19 protein-coding genes and 1 other annotated feature are annotated in these 16,511 nt (G+C 34.7%); of the genes, 17 read left to right on the top strand and 2 right to left on the bottom strand.

Annotated elements, in window-relative coordinates:
• Window positions 1-84: 84 nt before the first annotated feature.
• Both AQ616_RS16845 and AQ616_RS16840 read left to right on the top strand, forming a co-directional pair.
• The gene (locus AQ616_RS16845; RefSeq protein ID WP_069686341.1) at window positions 85-1,065 is read left to right on the top strand and encodes a tRNA dihydrouridine synthase; all 981 of its coding nucleotides are present in this window, start codon (window positions 85-87) and stop codon (window positions 1,063-1,065) included.
• Window positions 1,066-1,185: 120 nt separating this feature from the next.
• On the top strand, window positions 1,186-1,503 hold the full coding sequence (locus tag AQ616_RS16840) for a CHY zinc finger protein (protein ID WP_026133719.1): 318 nt from the start codon (window positions 1,186-1,188) through the stop codon (window positions 1,501-1,503).
• A 44-nt stretch (window positions 1,504-1,547) separates the two neighbouring features.
• On the opposite strand, the gene AQ616_RS16835 is transcribed toward AQ616_RS16840, so the two are convergent.
• Window positions 1,548-1,964: a MerR family transcriptional regulator gene (locus AQ616_RS16835; protein WP_069686340.1), complete on the bottom strand. Its 417-nt coding sequence runs from the start codon at window positions 1,962-1,964 to the stop codon at window positions 1,548-1,550.
• A gap of 192 nt (window positions 1,965-2,156) precedes the next feature.
• Here AQ616_RS16835 and AQ616_RS16830 point away from each other — a divergent pair, with 192 nt between their 5' ends.
• From AQ616_RS16830 to AQ616_RS20115, 7 genes are all read left to right on the top strand, one after another.
• Complete coding sequence (locus tag AQ616_RS16830; protein WP_069686339.1) at window positions 2,157-3,197, top strand: NAD(P)-dependent alcohol dehydrogenase; 1,041 nt, start codon at window positions 2,157-2,159, stop codon at window positions 3,195-3,197.
• Window positions 3,198-3,380: 183 nt separating this feature from the next.
• On the top strand, window positions 3,381-4,010 hold the full coding sequence (locus AQ616_RS16825; protein ID WP_084822501.1) for a class I SAM-dependent methyltransferase: 630 nt from the start codon (window positions 3,381-3,383) through the stop codon (window positions 4,008-4,010).
• A 104-nt stretch (window positions 4,011-4,114) separates the two neighbouring features.
• Window positions 4,115-4,951, top strand: a complete 837-nt coding sequence (phaZ, locus tag AQ616_RS16820) for an intracellular short-chain-length polyhydroxyalkanoate depolymerase (protein ID WP_069686338.1) — start codon at window positions 4,115-4,117, stop codon at window positions 4,949-4,951.
• 80 nt (window positions 4,952-5,031) lie between these two features.
• Window positions 5,032-5,685 (top strand): hypothetical protein, encoded by a 654-nt coding sequence (locus AQ616_RS16815; RefSeq protein WP_069686337.1) that lies wholly within the window; start codon window positions 5,032-5,034, stop codon window positions 5,683-5,685.
• A 62-nt stretch (window positions 5,686-5,747) separates the two neighbouring features.
• Window positions 5,748-6,221, top strand: a complete 474-nt coding sequence (locus AQ616_RS16810; protein WP_069686336.1) for an ASCH domain-containing protein — start codon at window positions 5,748-5,750, stop codon at window positions 6,219-6,221.
• A gap of 211 nt (window positions 6,222-6,432) precedes the next feature.
• Window positions 6,433-6,975, top strand: a complete 543-nt coding sequence (locus tag AQ616_RS16805; protein WP_069686335.1) for an NUDIX hydrolase — start codon at window positions 6,433-6,435, stop codon at window positions 6,973-6,975.
• A gap of 68 nt (window positions 6,976-7,043) precedes the next feature.
• Window positions 7,044-7,286, top strand: a complete 243-nt coding sequence (locus AQ616_RS20115) for an LPXTG cell wall anchor domain-containing protein (RefSeq protein ID WP_084822507.1) — start codon at window positions 7,044-7,046, stop codon at window positions 7,284-7,286.
• A gap of 285 nt (window positions 7,287-7,571) precedes the next feature.
• Here AQ616_RS20115 and AQ616_RS16800 read toward each other — a convergent pair whose 3' ends face one another.
• On the bottom strand, window positions 7,572-8,480 hold the full coding sequence (locus AQ616_RS16800) for a nuclease-related domain-containing protein (RefSeq protein ID WP_017795939.1): 909 nt from the start codon (window positions 8,478-8,480) through the stop codon (window positions 7,572-7,574).
• 114 nt (window positions 8,481-8,594) lie between these two features.
• On the opposite strand from AQ616_RS16800, the gene AQ616_RS19685 reads away from it, so the two are divergent.
• The 8 genes from AQ616_RS19685 (at window position 8,595) to argS (ending at window position 16,319) form a co-directional block, all read left to right on the top strand.
• Window positions 8,595-8,771 (top strand): hypothetical protein, encoded by a 177-nt coding sequence (locus AQ616_RS19685; RefSeq protein WP_017795940.1) that lies wholly within the window; start codon window positions 8,595-8,597, stop codon window positions 8,769-8,771.
• Window positions 8,772-8,929: 158 nt separating this feature from the next.
• Window positions 8,930-9,835: a diacylglycerol/lipid kinase family protein gene (locus AQ616_RS16795; protein ID WP_069686334.1), complete on the top strand. Its 906-nt coding sequence runs from the start codon at window positions 8,930-8,932 to the stop codon at window positions 9,833-9,835.
• Between the two features lie 90 nt (window positions 9,836-9,925).
• On the top strand, window positions 9,926-10,114 hold the full coding sequence (locus AQ616_RS16790; RefSeq protein ID WP_240490525.1) for a hypothetical protein: 189 nt from the start codon (window positions 9,926-9,928) through the stop codon (window positions 10,112-10,114).
• A gap of 550 nt (window positions 10,115-10,664) precedes the next feature.
• A complete protein-coding gene (locus tag AQ616_RS16785) occupies window positions 10,665-11,105 on the top strand; it encodes a hypothetical protein (protein ID WP_069686333.1) in 441 nt (146 codons plus the stop codon).
• 73 nt (window positions 11,106-11,178) lie between these two features.
• Window positions 11,179-11,751, top strand: a complete 573-nt coding sequence (sipW, locus tag AQ616_RS16780) for a signal peptidase I SipW (RefSeq protein WP_084822500.1) — start codon at window positions 11,179-11,181, stop codon at window positions 11,749-11,751.
• A gap of 73 nt (window positions 11,752-11,824) precedes the next feature.
• On the top strand, window positions 11,825-12,412 hold the full coding sequence (locus AQ616_RS16775) for a CalY family protein (RefSeq protein WP_069686332.1): 588 nt from the start codon (window positions 11,825-11,827) through the stop codon (window positions 12,410-12,412).
• Between the two features lie 103 nt (window positions 12,413-12,515).
• A complete protein-coding gene (locus AQ616_RS16770; RefSeq protein ID WP_069686331.1) occupies window positions 12,516-14,147 on the top strand; it encodes a purple acid phosphatase family protein in 1,632 nt (543 codons plus the stop codon).
• A 219-nt stretch (window positions 14,148-14,366) separates the two neighbouring features.
• Window positions 14,367-14,587: a binding site (T-box leader), on the top strand.
• A 43-nt stretch (window positions 14,588-14,630) separates the two neighbouring features.
• Window positions 14,631-16,319 carry an arginine--tRNA ligase gene (gene argS / locus AQ616_RS16765; RefSeq protein WP_069686330.1) on the top strand — a complete coding sequence of 563 codons (1,689 nt, stop codon included), beginning with the start codon at window positions 14,631-14,633 and terminating at the stop codon, window positions 16,317-16,319.
• Window positions 16,320-16,511: the final 192 nt, after the last annotated feature.

Genomic DNA, 16,511 nt, shown 5'->3' with positions numbered 1-16,511 from the left:
AAAATGATATAAGTGTAAAAGAAGAAAAGATATATTGGGATAAGGGTTAGCTATAACCCACAATGAGAGGATTGAAATGTAACAATGATAGATAATTTTTGGCGCGATTTACCACGTCCGTTTTTTATACTTGCACCAATGGAAGATGTGACAGATGTTGTTTTCCGTCATGTAGTAACAGAAGCAGCTAGACCGGATGTGTTTTTTACAGAGTTTACAAATTCAGAGAGTTATTGCCATCCAGATGGACGACAAAGCGTGCGAGGACGCTTAACATTTACGGAAGACGAGCAACCAATTGTCGCTCATATTTGGGGAGATAAACCAGAGTACTTCCGACAAATGAGTATTGGTATGGCCGAAATGGGATTTAAAGGCCTAGATATTAATATGGGTTGTCCTGTAGCAAATGTAGCAGGGAATGGAAAAGGTTCTGGTCTGATTAATCGTCCAGAGGTCGCTGCTGAATTGATACAAGCAGCAAAAGCTGGAGGGTTGCCTGTAAGTGTGAAGACAAGGCTTGGTTACACGTTTATCGATGAATGGAAAGAATGGCTGAGACATGTATTGGAACAAGATATTGTGAATTTATCGATCCATCTTCGAACGAGAAAAGAAATGAGCAAAGTAGACGCTCATTGGGAACTTATTCCTGAGATTAAAAAACTTCGTGATGAGATTGCACCAGATACCCTGTTAACTATAAATGGAGATATTCCTGATCGCCAAACGGGTTTGAAACTGGTTGAAGAGTACGGTGTTGATGGAGTAATGATTGGACGAGGTGTGTTTAAGAATCCTTTTGCTTTTGAGAAGGAGCAGCAAGAGCATACCAGCCAAGAAATGCTTGACCTTTTACGATTGCATTTGGACCTTCATGATAAATATGACAAGTTAGAATCACGTTCATTTAAACCACTTCACCGTTTCTTTAAGATTTATGTTAAAGGGTTTAGAGGCGCAAGTGAGTTAAGAAATCAAATGATGAATACAAAATCCACTGCAGAAGTGCGTGCATTACTTGATAACTTTGAAATAGAAAATACGATTGAAGTAGAGCAATAGAAGTTGTACAGAGCTACTATAACAAAAAAGGCTGAAAATCATAATTCCAGCCTTTTTTGTTATATACAATGCTTGCATTAAAGTTGTACTTGATTCAGTGCATTCAAAGGAGGCAGAATATTGATGAAAGTCTATGGGAAGGTTGTCGACCATCAATCTCGATGTGAACACTATCATTCTGAGAAAGATATTATCAGCATTAAATTTAAATGTTGCAATACTTACTATCCTTGTTATAAGTGTCATCAAGAGTGTGAAGATCATGAAATAGAGAGATGGCCGAAAAGAGAATTTGATAAAAAAGCTATCTTATGCGGTGTTTGTCAGACGGAATTAACGATAAATGAATACATGAAAATGAATTCTTGTAAAAATTGTAAGGCTCTATTTAACCAAAATTGCCAATACCATTATCATCTTTATTTTGATTATAAATAATAGAGAGCCCGCCCACTTAATAAAGAAAAGTTAGGCGGGCTCTGTTAGTTAGTAGAGTAAATATCTAATTTTTTGTTTTTATGAATATCTTCTGTCCCTGCATCTAAAGCAGTCTTATAATAATCGCATTTATGATCGATAATTGCCATTGTTTTAGTTAATTCTTCTAATTGCGCTTTTACATTTGCTTTTCTTTCCACAAATAAATCATACCTTTGTTGCAAAGTAGCATCGCCTTCTCCACACCAATCAATAAAATTTTTAATTTCTTTAATTGGCATTCCAGTGGATTTAAGACATTCGATAATGTGTAAAGCTTCAATATCGGATTCTTTAAACAATCGTGTCCCATTGTCTTTTCTTTCCACGAAAGGCAGTAAGCCTTCCTTATCATAATAACGTAGTGTATATACAGTGAGATTCAGTTTATTTGCAACTTCACTGATAGAATATGTTTTCATCACCAGTATCTCCTTTCAGTTAAATTTATACTTCGAGTTAACTCTAGGATTTTGAAACAGTCTACCATATTATATTTTGATGGTCAAAATTAACTGATTTCTAAAAAATATTGGAGAACCTATTGACTTCGAGTTAACTATAAGGGTTACCATTATTTTGTAATAAACTTAAATTTCTAGGAGGTTCTTTTTATGTATACTGCTAAAGCAAGGGCTGTCGATGGGCCACATCAACCATTTCACGCAACGGAAATTAAACGACGTAATCTGGATTCACATGATGTATTAATTGAAATTAAATATTCAGGTATATGCCATTCTGATATACACACTGCTCACGGTGAATGGGGAGAAGTAAACTATCCCCTAGTCCCAGGACATGAAATTGCTGGGGTAGTATCAGATGTTGGACCTGAGGTCACCAAATACAAAGCTGGTGATCGAGTAGGAGTCGGATGTATGGTTGACTCTTGTGGCGAATGTGAGAATTGCTGCAGAGGAGAAGAACAATACTGTCATCAAGGAAATATTCAAACGTATGGTGGTGTTGATAAATATGGTGAACCAACTCAAGGTGGTTATTCTACTCATATTGTCGTAACAGAGGATTTTGTATTAAGAATTCCTGACAATATCGAATTGGATGTTGCAGCACCGTTACTCTGTGCTGGTATTACAACATATTCTCCACTCAATCATTGGAATGCTGGTCCTGGCAAGAAAGTAGCTGTTGTTGGTATGGGCGGCCTTGGTCATATGGCTGTTAAGATTGCACATGCAATGGGAGCAGAAGTTACCGTTCTATCCAGAACATTAAATAAAAAAGAAGATGGACTGGAATTCGGAGCAGAAAACTATTATGCAACTAGTGAACAAGAAACTTTCGAGAAACTTGCGGGATCATTTGATTTAATCATTAATACAGTAAGTGCTAAGCTTGATATGGATGCTTACTTTAGTCTTCTAAATCTGGATGGTGCTTTGGTAAATGTTGGAGCACCGGCAGAGCCATTGTCCGTAAATGTATTCTCTCTCATTGGACATCGTCGCTCATTCGCAGGTTCTTTAATTGGAGGCATTCGAGAGACTCAAGAAATGTTAGACTTCTGTGCGGAGCATCACATTGTTCCAAAAATTGAAGTGATTTCTGCAGATCAAATTGATGAAGCATATAAACGAGTATTAGATTCAGATGTAAAATATCGTTTCGTTATTGATGTTAGCACAATTTAAATATAATAGTTAAAAGATTAAGATGTTCCATATACTTCGCGTTATGGGACATCTTTTTTTGAGCAGATGTTATCGATTAATGGATAAGGCTTCAATCTTTACAAAAAATATAATTACAATTATAGTTATTAAAGAGTAATTATATCTGTAATTATTATGAAGTATAAAGGAGATAGAAATATAATGGAATTCTGGGAAGCAAGTTTTATAGAAAAACAAGCGATGTGGGGATATCAACCAACTAATTCTGCTATTAAAGCAAAAGACATCTTTATCGATAAAAATGTAAAGGAGGTTTTATTACCAGGGATCGGATATGGGCGAAATGCGAAAGTATTCATAGAAGAAGGAATAGATGTTACTGGCATAGAAATATCAAAAACAGCAATCGATCTCGCTAGAAAAAATGGATTAGATATTCCTATTTTTCATGGTCCTGTGAGTGATATGCCTTTTGATAACAAGCAATACGATGGGTTATTTTCTCATGCACTAATCCACTTACTAAATAAAGAGGAAAGAGAACAGTTTTTCCGAGATTGCTTGAATCAACTCAAGCCAAATGGATATATGATATTCACAACTGTTTCAAAAGAAGCTCCCATGTATGGTAAAGGCAAACAATTGGGTAAAGACTACTTTGAGACAAAGGACGGTGTGAAATTGTATTTTTATGATGCGGAATCCATCGATCAAGATTTTAAAGATTATGGGTTAGTAGATTTTTTCGATGTGGAAGAGCCAAATAAAGATAGTAATAATAAACCGTCGATGAAATTTACGATGATTATTTGTAGGAAAGATGAAAAGTAAGTTTAGGCAGCTTTGGGAAAAATACTAAATACTTGCCTTTTTGCTGTTCATTTCTATGGTGAAGTGGAATATAATAAACAGTTAAAGTTACGGGAGGGGATTGGATGAAGGTTACGATAACTAATGGAGAAACAATACATTACCAAAAAAGAAATGGTGGAGAAGCTATACTCTTATTGATCCATGGAAATTTTGCCTCTTCAGATCATTGGGATAAATTAATGGAACAGTTACCGATGAAATATACGATTTATGCCTTAGATTTGCGTGGGTATGGACAATCTACATATCATACACCAATAGAATCTTTTAACGATTTTGCAGAAGATATAAGATTATTTTGTGATGCATTACATATTCAAATGTGTCATGTGATGGGTTGGTCGAATGGTGGGGGTGTGGCTATGCAATTTGCAGCTAATTATCCAACAAGGGTGAAATCAGTAACTCTACTTAATTCTATTTCTACCAAAGGTTATCCAGCATTAAATTCGAATGGAGAAAGAATGACCACAAGGGAGGAAATTTCAGTTGATCCAATGATCAATAGAATGCTTCAAGCGCAAACGAACAAAGAAAGGTCATTTTTTGAAGCTGCTATGTTACAACTAATGTTTGTTATTAAAAAACCAGAGGAAACTAGATTTAAGAAGTACATCGAAGCAGCATTGAATCAACGGAATATAATCGATGTAGCCAATGCGGCAAATAAGTTTGATATAAGCCGCAACCTAAAAAATATTACTTCTCCAATTCTTATTTTATGGGGAAGGTATGATTTAATGGTTTCGGAGACAATGACATTAGAATTAATGGATGAAATGAAAGAGAATAATGTATCTTTTATTTATAAACAACTGAATACAGGGCATGCTCCATTAGTTGATAATATTGACAGCGTCATTTCAGAAGTAGATTCTTTTTTAGATATAACTTCTTAAATACGTTTACTGTATTATCAATTTTAGTTATAGTTAGATTATCATTAAATGATTGATTTTTCAAAAAAAGAGGTAAATAATTGAATAAGAGTAAATTGCTATTTATTATCATTACACTATATTTGGTTGTGTTTACTTTTTTTATTTCAAAATCTATTTATCTCTTTTTTACTGCCCATATAGAAAAATGGAATAGTGTGATAGATATTATCGCGATAGTCATATTGGTAGTTATTGTCCTCCCGATAACCATATTTATATCTGAAAAACTAACCACTTCTATTTTAAAGAGAAAGTTAGCAGAGAAAAAAATTTATTATACTTTGATTACTGTACTAATGTTTATACCAATCATTGTTTTTTCAGTTAGCATGCTGAATGAATATAAAACGAAAAGTCTAAAAGAACTACTCGAATACGATAAATCTAGTTTTGAAGCGGTATTCGTGAATCATCAAAAGATGACAGAAGATCATCAAGCAGTTAAGAAGATGGTCGAATTTCTTAGTCAATACCAAGTGAAGAAGATAAACGATCGAGATTGGAATTCCGATGTCAGTAAAGAGACTGGTTTTATGATTGAAATTAGGACCGAGAACGAGGTCGTCATGGCTAGTATTTATGAAAATCAATTAATGTCGATAAATAATAATGGTGACTATTATAAAGTAGTGAATGGTCCAATTGAAATACGATGGGTATATGATTATATAAAAGGTTTTGATAATTTTTAGAGGCGCTCCGGTTATTATTTATTCGTACTGAAAACACAAAAAAACTTAGAAGGATGATATAGATGAATGAACAATCTGTAAAAGATATGTGGAATGACTATACAAAAATACAAAGAGATACTCCGAATTTTGATGAAGTAGATGTATGGGCATTTGGAGATGCTCCAGATCACGCTGACGGGCTCGCAAAATTAGTAATGGAAGGGAAGAAAACGGCTACCTCATCAAGCTATAGAAACTATCTAGTTGATGGTGATTCATTGCCTGAACGAGGGCTGCACAATATTATTCTCAATAGCGATGGAGAGGCAGTTGCAATCATTGTTACTACGGATGTAGAAATAGTACCTTATCATGAAGTAACAGAAGAACATGCTTATTTAGAAGGGGAAGGAGATCGTTCTTTGCGCTATTGGCAAGAAGTTCATGAAGCTTTTTTTACTAGGGAGCTGCAACGAATTGACAAAGAATTTAGTGATGATATTCCAGTTGTTTGTGAAAGATTTGAATTAGTTTATAAACAAAAAAGTAAGTAATTGATTAGAAGGATAATAGAGAAGTAGTGGATCACTACTAGAGAGCAATAGAATTCCCTTTGTTTATAATAAATGCAATTAGTGCGATTCCGACTGATATTAAGAAGAGAGTTATTGCAACATATAAATTAAGATCTAAATATTTTCCAGTTTTAGCTAAACAATTATATTCGCCAAATATATAAGTTAGTTAATGGAGGTAAGAAGGACATTGGAAAAATGGAAGACTTTGCAATCTGAATACATACATAAAAGTGATTTTGGAAACATCAGAAAAGATAATTGTGAATTATTAGACGGAACAATAATCGAAGCTTATCATGTAAATGAATATCCTGATTGGGTTAATGCTGTAGTGATAACTAAGGAGAAAGAAATTGTAATCGTTGAACAATTTCGGTATGCAGGAAATGATACATTTTTAGAGATACCTGCAGGGAATCTTGAAGAATTTGAAACCTGTGAAGCGGGTATTGTACGAGAGGTAATGGAAGAGACAGGCTATATTTCACCTCATCGACCAATCTTATTAGGAGAATTTATGGTGAATCCTGCAACACAAACAAATAAAATTAAAACATTTTTAATACTAGATGCTGAAAAAGAGAAGGAACAAAACTTAGATGATATCGAGGATATAAATGTTCATCTGTTTAATTTTGATACATTTGGTCATATGCTCCGTAGTAGCTCACTTAAAACTCAATTATTTACTGCACATGCTTATTATATGGCGAAAGATTATTTAACTTAGGGCCGCAAATTATAGGCAAATAAGTTACTGTAAAGATAAGGGGATTGATACGTTAAAGGGAGAATTCGATAATACAAGAAGATAATGACAATACTGGAGGAGGAGCAGTAAAATGTTCAGACATAAATAAAAATCCCGAACCAAATAATAACAACAAGACTAAAGGGACTACAACACTTCCAAATACTGCAACGAATCTATATAACTATTTAACAATAGGTATCGTCATTATATTAACAGGAGCGGGAATTTTATTCTTTCAACGGAAAAGAAAGTTAGCTGTGGATTTATCCGAAAAAGGTAACTCATAGAGCCGATGAGTGCCCAAAAAACTTGATATCGAGAAAAAAGGTAACTCATAGAGCCAATGAGTGCCGAAAAATATTGATATCGAGAAAAAAGGTAACTCATAGAGCCGATGAGTGCCGAAAAATATTGATATCGAGAAAAAAGGTAACTCATAGAGCCGATGAGTGCCGAAAAATATTGATATCGAGAAAAAAGGTAACTCATAGAGCCAATGAGTTACCAAAATTCTTGATATCGAGAAAAAAGGTAACTCATTTAATCATTTCTTGTTTACTGTACAATCACTTTTATACATAATAAGTCCATTGACTATTTCCCTTTACTTCATAGTTCTCACTTAGTATTTTGCGTATCCGTTTTTTTGAAGAAATAATAGCGCACCAATCTTGAACTCTGTTTGTAGTAATTTTTAAATCAGGAAAGAGAACTTTTATTTCTTCCACGCTTTTAAGTACACTAGTATTCACATCTTCCTTTTTACCACAATAGTTACATACAAGATATTTACCATTAGCATGATTAAAATAGTGATTACAATCATGACAGTAAATTCCTTTTTTAAGATCTTTGTATTGGTATTTAGGGGTATTTTGAAAAGGAGATGGAGAGGTGTGCAATTTTAGTAGTTGTTCGGCGATCTGTTGTTGATGTTTAATGATTATGTTGGTGGAATTACGCTTGATTTTTTGTACAAATGATTGGACTTGAGTTGGTAAGACAAAGGGGGTTTTTACAGGAGCTTGATATAGTGTGAAGTGAGGATGTATAAAGATAACCAAAGACTTAATAGGGAGAGTATATTTAAATCCTGTCATCAAATTACGAAATAATGCTTCACTTCGATGCAGTTGATGAAGCGGTTGTATAATTTCAATATTCGGCATTTTAATTAACCTATCATTTTCATAAATATATTCGCCTTTATAGTTCTTTATTTCTAATAAATAAATTGTATCTTTAGTAATAATCACCGAATCGATTTGGAAAGTTGTATTATTATGTGTAAACAATAAATCTTGTAGTATTAAGTTATTACCATCGATCTCATCACATAATTGGTCGAATCTTCTTTCTCCTTCATATCCTTGTTTTATCTTTTCATAGATTTGCCGTTCTTTATTAGAGAAATCCATTCTGTGAACCAATAAATCATACAACATTAAATCCCTTGTTTTTTCTCTGCGCTTTGTAATCATAAATCAATTCCTCTCCTTATTTCCTTCTATTATAAATGAATATTTTGATAAGTGTATCAACCTATGTAAAAAGAATGATATAATTTGTAAGAAACGGTTATAAAGGGTGGTCTAATGAATTATTTACTTTTCACACTTTATGCTATTCTACTCGCAGTACTTGCATTCTTCACTGGAGAAATCGTCACGTTTATTATGTTAGGGATTATATTAGTGGCGTTGCAGAATATTCATGGCACTTTAAAAAATATTCTTAAAATCTTAAAGGAAAATAAAAGTCCTAAAGTGTAATCAAAAATTGAAAATCTTTGGATGGCTGACTTACTTACATTCGGTCTTCATTTTGTAACGGCTTTTTAGTTGAAAATAACCTCTTCATTAAAAAAATGATCAAGATCATAAAAATTAGGGAATGATAATAGAAGAAGCTCGATAAGGAGAGAGGATTAATGAAGACAGTTGCAGTCATAATAAATCCAAATGCAGGAAATCAAAAATTAAAGAATGAAATAAATACAATTGAAGCGAGATTAAAAGATGTTTTTGAAGAAGTTACCGTATATACTACAGCAAAAGAAGGCGACGGTAAAAAGATCATTGAAAAAATCTATAGTAAAGTGGATTTAATTATTGGTGGAGGTGGAGATGGAACAATATTTGAGCTTGTAAATGCTCTTGCTCCATTAGATCATCGACCAACTTTTGCGGTGTTGCCAGGCGGTACATGTAATGATTTTTCTAGAACAATAGGAATGAATCAAAATCCGCTGGTTGCACTGGAACAAATAGTACAAAAACAAACAAAAACAGTTGATGTGGGAAAATACAATGATTATTATTTCCTGAACTTCTGGGGAATTGGACTAATATCTAAAGTAGCTGAAGAAATGGATGGAGGAAATAAAAAGTTACTTGGAAAAATGTCATATTACATCAATACTTCCAAAGTTGTTTTTCAGAATGAAACATTTCAACTGAAAATAACTAGTGAGGAAATGAACTATGATGGGGAAGCGGTAATGATGGTCGTTGGCAATGGACCTTTTCTAGGTGGTATGAAGTCATTTTTCCCTCATGCTGATATTCAAAATGGAAAATTTGATGTACTTATTATTAAGTTAGCGAAGTTACAACACTTTTGGACATGGTTAGAAACGCAAATGCAAAATGATTACCCAGATAATAGAAACGATGAAGTTATTTATTTTAGAACAAGTAAACTTCACGTGGAGAGTTCGCCAGAGCAAAATATTGATAGTGATGGAGAGGTTTTGACGCAAACACCTTCTGAAATTACAATACTACCAAAACATCTAAATGTAGTTATAGGTGATGAAGCATTTGGCACAGTTTAGATGAATAAGAAAGGGGATTGTATGAAATAAGCAGCATTATTTATCTGTAGTGTGATTATAGTATATTTTGTCTTACAAGTAGGCTCGGGTATGATTTTAACGACATTATATGTACCTAATATATCGGAAGTGTGGCTTAGTATTGAAGGACTCTTACCTGAAATTACTTTCGGATCGAGTTCAATTGCTTTAACTCCTGTCCTAATTTTTGGGGTTTTATCCATTTTCATCGCTTATGCGATTACATTGTTGTTCAGCAAAAAATTAAACATAAATTAATCAAAAGGAAGTCCAAGCTATGGTTAGCTTGGACTTCCTTTTGATAATATTACAGATGGTTCAGGATTGCTTGCTCATTGCAAAAGGATGAAAAGCTTAGGTGGAAAATTAAGTAAATATACTGGGTGGATGCTATCAATTAAAAATTACTAAATAATTATGTAACAAAAAGATGTACCCTTATTGAAGGGTGCATTTTTGTCATTTATCATTGATTTCTCTTTTATTTCACAGTTCTCCAATCACTTCTAACACAAACCTTTTTACCCAAATAAATCTCTTTTAATAATCCAAAATATCTAATTATTTTATATGGTATTGGATAATCAATACTTTAAACCCATTACGTTATAATTATGAAAAATTTTTATTTTCTTAATTTACAATACATTAACGTTAACTCCATAATCTATTAATAGTACTCCACTATACTTCAAATAGAGAAAGAGAATCTATTAAAAATGGAAGTGTAAATAGTATTACATATATTCAAAAATGTAAGAGTACTTTCACACACCAAACACACCTCTAAATTTCTAGGAGTGATTACATGAAAAAACACCATATGAAGATAAAATTCAATATACCTTTTCAATTATTCGCCATATTGTTTTTATCCATTTATATTGTTGCGTTGGTAACATCACCAACAACCGCCGTATTCCGGGCTGAAACGGAGTTGTTGCAAGGATATATTTTGGCTACCGATCCATTTGCAGGTTATGAGGATAATGACGAAGCTAATAAAACAGATGAAACAATTGATAATGAATTAGAAAATGAATCAACAGATAGTATGAACAAGCAATCAATAGATGAACCAAATTATAAATCAACGAATGGCACGAACAAGCAATCAGCTGAGGAAACAAACGATTCCAACAAGCCATTAACAGAAGATGCAGTAGAGAAAAGTGAGAAAGATGAAAATGAATCACCAGAGAAAGATACAGATGCAGAACTTGACGATACAACAGGCGATGCATCATAGCGTAGAAAGTTTTCTATCAACGCCATTTAAATAAGAAAAATTCAAGGAAATAAAATATATGAGGTGGTATTCGATGATGTGGAGAAGAATGAAAAAGTTAACCAGTGGTCTGATAACAACCGTGCTCTCTATATTACTGGTTGTTACGGCGTTCACAGTGATTTTTCATCAAGCAACCGATGGAGAGCCAAATGTATTCGGTTATCAATTAAAAACAGTTTTATCTGGATCCATGGAGCCAGAATTTCAAACCGGATCCATCATTGCTATTCAAGCAAAAGAAAATATTACAGAATTTCAAAAGGGTGACATCATTACTTTTCATAATTCTGATGGAATGGTAATCACTCACAGAGTTGATGAAGTAAAGGATAATGGAGCGCAATATGTGACTAAAGGTGATAACAACAATAGAGCAGATTCTGAGTTGGTGCTCGCTGAGAGTATCGTAGGGCAATACACCGGGTTCACCATTCCGTATGCAGGATATGTGACTCAATTTGCCAATTCTAAAGAGGGTGCACTTTTCTTATTGATCTTACCCGGCGTAATACTAGTTGGCTATTCGATTATCAATATTGGACGAGCGTTAAGGCAATTAGAAGCCTCAAGTAAACAAGAACCGGAAGTAAGTAATAATCAGTGACTCCGCCTTATTCAGGTCTTTCACCTGATGAAGCGTTCACAAATAAAATCAAATATCTTAAGGAGGAATCATGATGGGAATCAAAAAGCAATTGGGCATGGGTGTGGCGACAGCAGTACTGGGGTTATCATTAATAGGAGGGGGCACATTCGCATACTTTAGTGACACCGTAGAAACAAGCAACACATTCGCTGCGGGCACGTTGGATCTAACAGCGAAGCCAACGGAGATTATTAATGTTGGAAATATGGCCCCTGGAGATTCGATGGTTCGTGACTTTGAACTTCATAACAGTGGCACACTCGACATTAACACAGTATATTTAGAAACTAATTATACTGTTGAAGATGCACAGGGTGATAATTCGGAGGATTTCGGAGAACACATAGTAGTAGAATTTCTTTATAACGTAAATAACTTGGATGAAGTGATTTACCAAACAACATTGGCAGAATTGCAAGAAATGACACCGGAAGCGATTAATGAGCATATTTTTTATCCAGCAATTGGTGATGAAGGTCTTGCAGCAGGAGACTCCCATGACTTTGTGGTTCAATTCAATTTCAATGATAACGGGGAAGACCAAAATCAGTTCCAGGGTGACGCTTTAAACCTTGAATGGACATTTATTGCTACGCAAGGTGATGGAAAAGATATCTAAATGAAAAAAGTGATTATCTATTAAATTGGCGAACTGATAATGTAATTTTTTTATTGCTCTAATAAACTAAGAATCTTGATTTTTTCAGGGAGGAAACTTAATTATGAAAAATGTAATAAGAGATTTGAAAGGTGAGAAAGATTTGAAATTGAAAAAGCGTTCCATAGCTGCGTTGCTTGCAGTGGGGATTATCTTACCAAGTGCAGTAGCTGTGGCCGATCAACAAGAGCATCCAGATGCAGAAACGTACAAACCTAGTCCGGTTCCAGACCGAGTTTTATTAGGATGGGAAGGCGATACAACTACTACTCAGTCTGTTTCATGGAGAACGGATGATAGTGTTACGACTCCTGTTGCAGAGATTGCAGCAGCTGAAGAAGGTCCTAATTTTACAAGTAATACGTTAACGGTTGAGGCAGAAACTAGTGAAGAAATTGAGGCAAACCTTGGCTATACGAATCAATACCATACAGTGAATTTTGAAGGTCTTGAACCAGGTACGCAATACTTGTACCGCGTAGGTGATGGTGCAAACTGGAGTGAGTGGTATGAGTTCACTACAGCAGCAGCTGAAGATGAGCCATTTTCATTTATTTACATGGGTGACGCTCAAAATGATATAAAAGAACATTGGTCACGCGTGATGCGTAGTGCTTATTCAGATTTAGCTGATGCGAGCTTTATTGTGCATGCTGGAGATATGATTAATCACGGTGACGCAGATCAGCAATGGGGTGAGTGGTACGAAGGAGCTGGATGGATAAACGGTATGGTACCTAGTATTGCGACAGCAGGGAACCATGAGTATTATAGAACTACAAATGAACCTAGAAAACTGTCCGAATATTGGGGGCCTCAATTTGCATATCCTGGTAACGGTCCCGAGGGATTAGAAAAGCAAGTGGGCTACTGGGATTACCAAGATATGCGAATTATCTCTTTAGATTCAAATGTCGGATATGCAGATATTGATCAGCAAGCAGAATGGTTAGATGAAGTTCTTGAGAATAATCCGAATCAATGGACAGTCATTACGTTTCACCATCCCATTTTTTCTTCTGGAGAGGGACGTGATAACGTAGAGCTTCGTGAAGCGATACTTCCTGTAATCGAAAAGCACAATGTAGACTTAGTTTTTCAAGGTCATGATCACACGTACGCTCGAGGACATTTGAATAATGAACAAAATGGGGAAAGAGAGTACACTACTGGTACGATGTTCGTTAACTCTGTATCTGGTCCAAAAATGTATGATAGATCTGAAGTAGTTTGGGAGGAAAATAACGCATATGTGAGAAGCGGCGCAGAAGATACCCAGATGTATCAACATATTTACGTTGATGGTGAAGAGCTGAAATATGAATCATATAACGCTTTGGGTGAATTATTCGATGAGTTTACAATGACAAAACAGTCTGATGGTCAAAAACAAGTTACAGAAGCAGAAGGATCGGAAGAAGAACCTATTGAATCTTCTATCGAACAAGTGCAAACACAAGTGGACGAATTTTTAGTTTCGGGAGATATTACGAGTCAAGAAACAGGTAGACATTTACAAACTCACTTGACCTCCGTAGGGCATTACCAAGAGGCACAATCAGTGGATAAGGCGATAAAACACATGAATAGTTTTATAGAGTTATTGGAAGTTATAAAAGAAGAACAATTAATCACTGAGAATGCTTTTAATTCACTTAAAGCTAGCGCGGAAGAATTAATTGAGCAGTGGGGATAAAGTTAAAACCAATTAAAAAACATCTCTTGTGGCCGAATGAAAATTTGCTGCAAGGGATGTTCTATTTTGTTTCTTAATCTTAATTATAGTAAGAGGGTGACAACAACTGTTCCCTAAGCTAGAATATTTTAATGTGTAAAATGATTAAACTAGCTAGGTTAGTCATTGTATTTTACTGTTGCATTTATCCATAAAATAAGTATAATAATCTTAAATATTACATCGTCGATGACAAAGAGAGTAATTGCTGTAGCGTGCACAGCGAACTAGGGGAAGTGAGAGCCTAGTCATTAAGCAGTAATGAACCGCACTTTGGAGACTCTTGTTCGAAAAATTGGAGTAGAATAAGACGGGGATGACCTCGTTATCAACTAAAGCGGTAATAATTATTAAATTACAAGTGGAGTGGTACCACGGGATTATAGACTCTCGTCTCTTTTTCAAATAGAAAAAGAGGCGAGAGTTTTTTAGGAGGAATAACTAATGGATGCAAAACAAATCTTCGTTCAATCATTATATGAATGCATGGACGGGAATTTAGAGAAGGAACGATTATATTCTTTAATTGAAAAACCAAAACAAGCAAAGATGGGGGATTTAGCTTTTCCTTGTTTTGAATTAGCACGTAATTATAGAAAAAATCCTCAAGAAATTGCGACACAGCTAGTCGAAGAAATAAATTCTATTTACTTTGAGCGGGTAGAGGCAGTGGGAGCATATGTCAATGTTTTTCTGAATAAAGCTTTATTCACAAAAAAAATTCTCCAACAAATTAGTAAGGAAAAAACAAATTTTGGTTATTCAAATCTTGGTGAAGAAAAAGTAATCACAATCGACCTCTCGTCTCCTAATATCGCAAAACCTTTTTCAATGGGACATTTACGTTCAACCGTAATTGGAAATGCAATTGCTAATATTGCAGAAAAAGTAGGATATAAAACGGTTCGTATCAATCATTTAGGAGATTGGGGAACACAGTTTGGTAAATTAATGGTGGCATATCAAAAATGGGGAAATGAGGATCAAGTACGAGCGAATCCAATTAAAGAATTACTTCAACTTTATATTCGTTTTCACGAAGAAGCGGAAGTTGATACTAAGCTCAATGATATAGGAAGACAATGGTTCAAGCGATTAGAAGATGGAGATGCACAAGCTGAAGAATTATGGGGTTGGTTTCGTGAAGAATCGTTAAAAGATTTCTCAAGAATTTATGAGCTATTAGGGGTTTCATTTGATTCTTATAATGGGGAAGCTTTTTACAATGACAAGATGGATCGTGTCGTTCATGAACTGCAGCAAAAAGGTTTATTAATTGAATCGGAAGGAGCAAAAGTTGTTACGTTAGAGGAAGAAAACTTACCACCTTGTTTGATTCAAAAACGTGATGGAACTACGTTATATGCAACACGTGATTTAGCTGCTGCTATTTATCGTTATGAAACATATCATTTTGCAAAATCCTTATATGTTGTAGGCAATGAACAGACTCTGCACTTTACACAGCTGTCTTATGTACTACAAAAAATGGGATATAATTGGGCTAAGAATATGAAGCATATTTCGTTTGGTATGATGTTAAAAGAAGGAAAGAAAATGTCTACTCGAAAAGGAAAACTTGTGTTATTAGAAGAAGTACTACAAGAAGCAATTCAGTTAGCAAATAATAATATTATGGAGAAAAATCCTTTATTAGAGAAGAAGGAGGAAGTAGCAAGACAGGTTGGCGTAGGAGCTGTTATTTTCCATGATTTAAAAAATGATCGACACAACGATGTGGAATTTTCTTTAGAAGACATGTTGCGTTTTGAAGGGGAAACAGGTCCGTATATTCAATATACCCATGCAAGAATGAATTCATTGCTGAAAAAAGGAGGATATCGTGAAACGAACAATGTTAGCGTAGTTGATATAAATGAAGCATGGCCTATAATTACGCGTCTTATGGCTCTTCAAGATACAGTTATGAAAGCTTACAATGCTTCTGATCCTTCTAAAATAGCAAAATACCTTATTGAGCTAGCAAGAGAATTCAACAAGTATTATGCGAATGTACGAATTTTAGGGGATGAGGAGAATAAACAGGCGAGATTACAACTTGTATATTCGGTAAAAACAGTTTTAAAAGAAGGACTGCGATTATTAGGAATTCAAGCGCCAGATGCTATGTAAAAAAAATCAGGATAATGTATAAGTAGTATTTTTGGCGATTATAGTAATACAATTCGTCGCCGTTACAGGAATATACTCCGCTTATCAGAGGCGGCTGGTGAGCCTCCGGGTGCTCCGCATTCCGGGACTCATCTATGCCTTCCTCCAACAGTCATCCATGTATCCTAAAAAATAGCTATACACCACAGAAAA

Source organism: Oceanobacillus sp. E9, from assembly GCF_001741975.1.
Taxonomy (GTDB): Bacteria; Bacillota; Bacilli; order Bacillales; family Amphibacillaceae; genus Oceanobacillus; species Oceanobacillus kimchii.
The sequence above is the reverse complement of the archived record's forward strand: the minus strand, read 5'-3'. Positions and strand labels throughout refer to the sequence as shown.

What these genes read in the sequence shown, in the direction of transcription:
- argS (WP_069686330.1), top strand. Translation starts at nt 14,631, where the DNA reads ATGGATGCAAAACAAATCTTCGTTCAATCATTATATGAATGCATGGAC.
- AQ616_RS16795 (WP_069686334.1), top strand. Translation starts at nt 8,930, where the DNA reads ATGAAGACAGTTGCAGTCATAATAAATCCAAATGCAGGAAATCAAAAA.
- AQ616_RS16770 (WP_069686331.1), top strand. Translation starts at nt 12,516, where the DNA reads ATGAAAAATGTAATAAGAGATTTGAAAGGTGAGAAAGATTTGAAATTG.
- AQ616_RS16825 (WP_084822501.1), top strand. Translation starts at nt 3,381, where the DNA reads ATGGAATTCTGGGAAGCAAGTTTTATAGAAAAACAAGCGATGTGGGGA.
- AQ616_RS16790 (WP_240490525.1), top strand. Translation starts at nt 9,926, where the DNA reads ATGATTTTAACGACATTATATGTACCTAATATATCGGAAGTGTGGCTT.
- AQ616_RS16835 (WP_069686340.1), bottom strand. Translation starts at nt 1,964, where the DNA reads ATGAAAACATATTCTATCAGTGAAGTTGCAAATAAACTGAATCTCACT.
- AQ616_RS19685 (WP_017795940.1), top strand. Translation starts at nt 8,595, where the DNA reads ATGAATTATTTACTTTTCACACTTTATGCTATTCTACTCGCAGTACTT.
- phaZ (WP_069686338.1), top strand. Translation starts at nt 4,115, where the DNA reads ATGAAGGTTACGATAACTAATGGAGAAACAATACATTACCAAAAAAGA.
- AQ616_RS16830 (WP_069686339.1), top strand. Translation starts at nt 2,157, where the DNA reads ATGTATACTGCTAAAGCAAGGGCTGTCGATGGGCCACATCAACCATTT.
- AQ616_RS16800 (WP_017795939.1), bottom strand. Translation starts at nt 8,480, where the DNA reads ATGATTACAAAGCGCAGAGAAAAAACAAGGGATTTAATGTTGTATGAT.
- AQ616_RS16785 (WP_069686333.1), top strand. Translation starts at nt 10,665, where the DNA reads ATGAAAAAACACCATATGAAGATAAAATTCAATATACCTTTTCAATTA.
- sipW (WP_084822500.1), top strand. Translation starts at nt 11,179, where the DNA reads ATGATGTGGAGAAGAATGAAAAAGTTAACCAGTGGTCTGATAACAACC.
- AQ616_RS16810 (WP_069686336.1), top strand. Translation starts at nt 5,748, where the DNA reads ATGAATGAACAATCTGTAAAAGATATGTGGAATGACTATACAAAAATA.
- AQ616_RS16775 (WP_069686332.1), top strand. Translation starts at nt 11,825, where the DNA reads ATGGGAATCAAAAAGCAATTGGGCATGGGTGTGGCGACAGCAGTACTG.
- AQ616_RS16845 (WP_069686341.1), top strand. Translation starts at nt 85, where the DNA reads ATGATAGATAATTTTTGGCGCGATTTACCACGTCCGTTTTTTATACTT.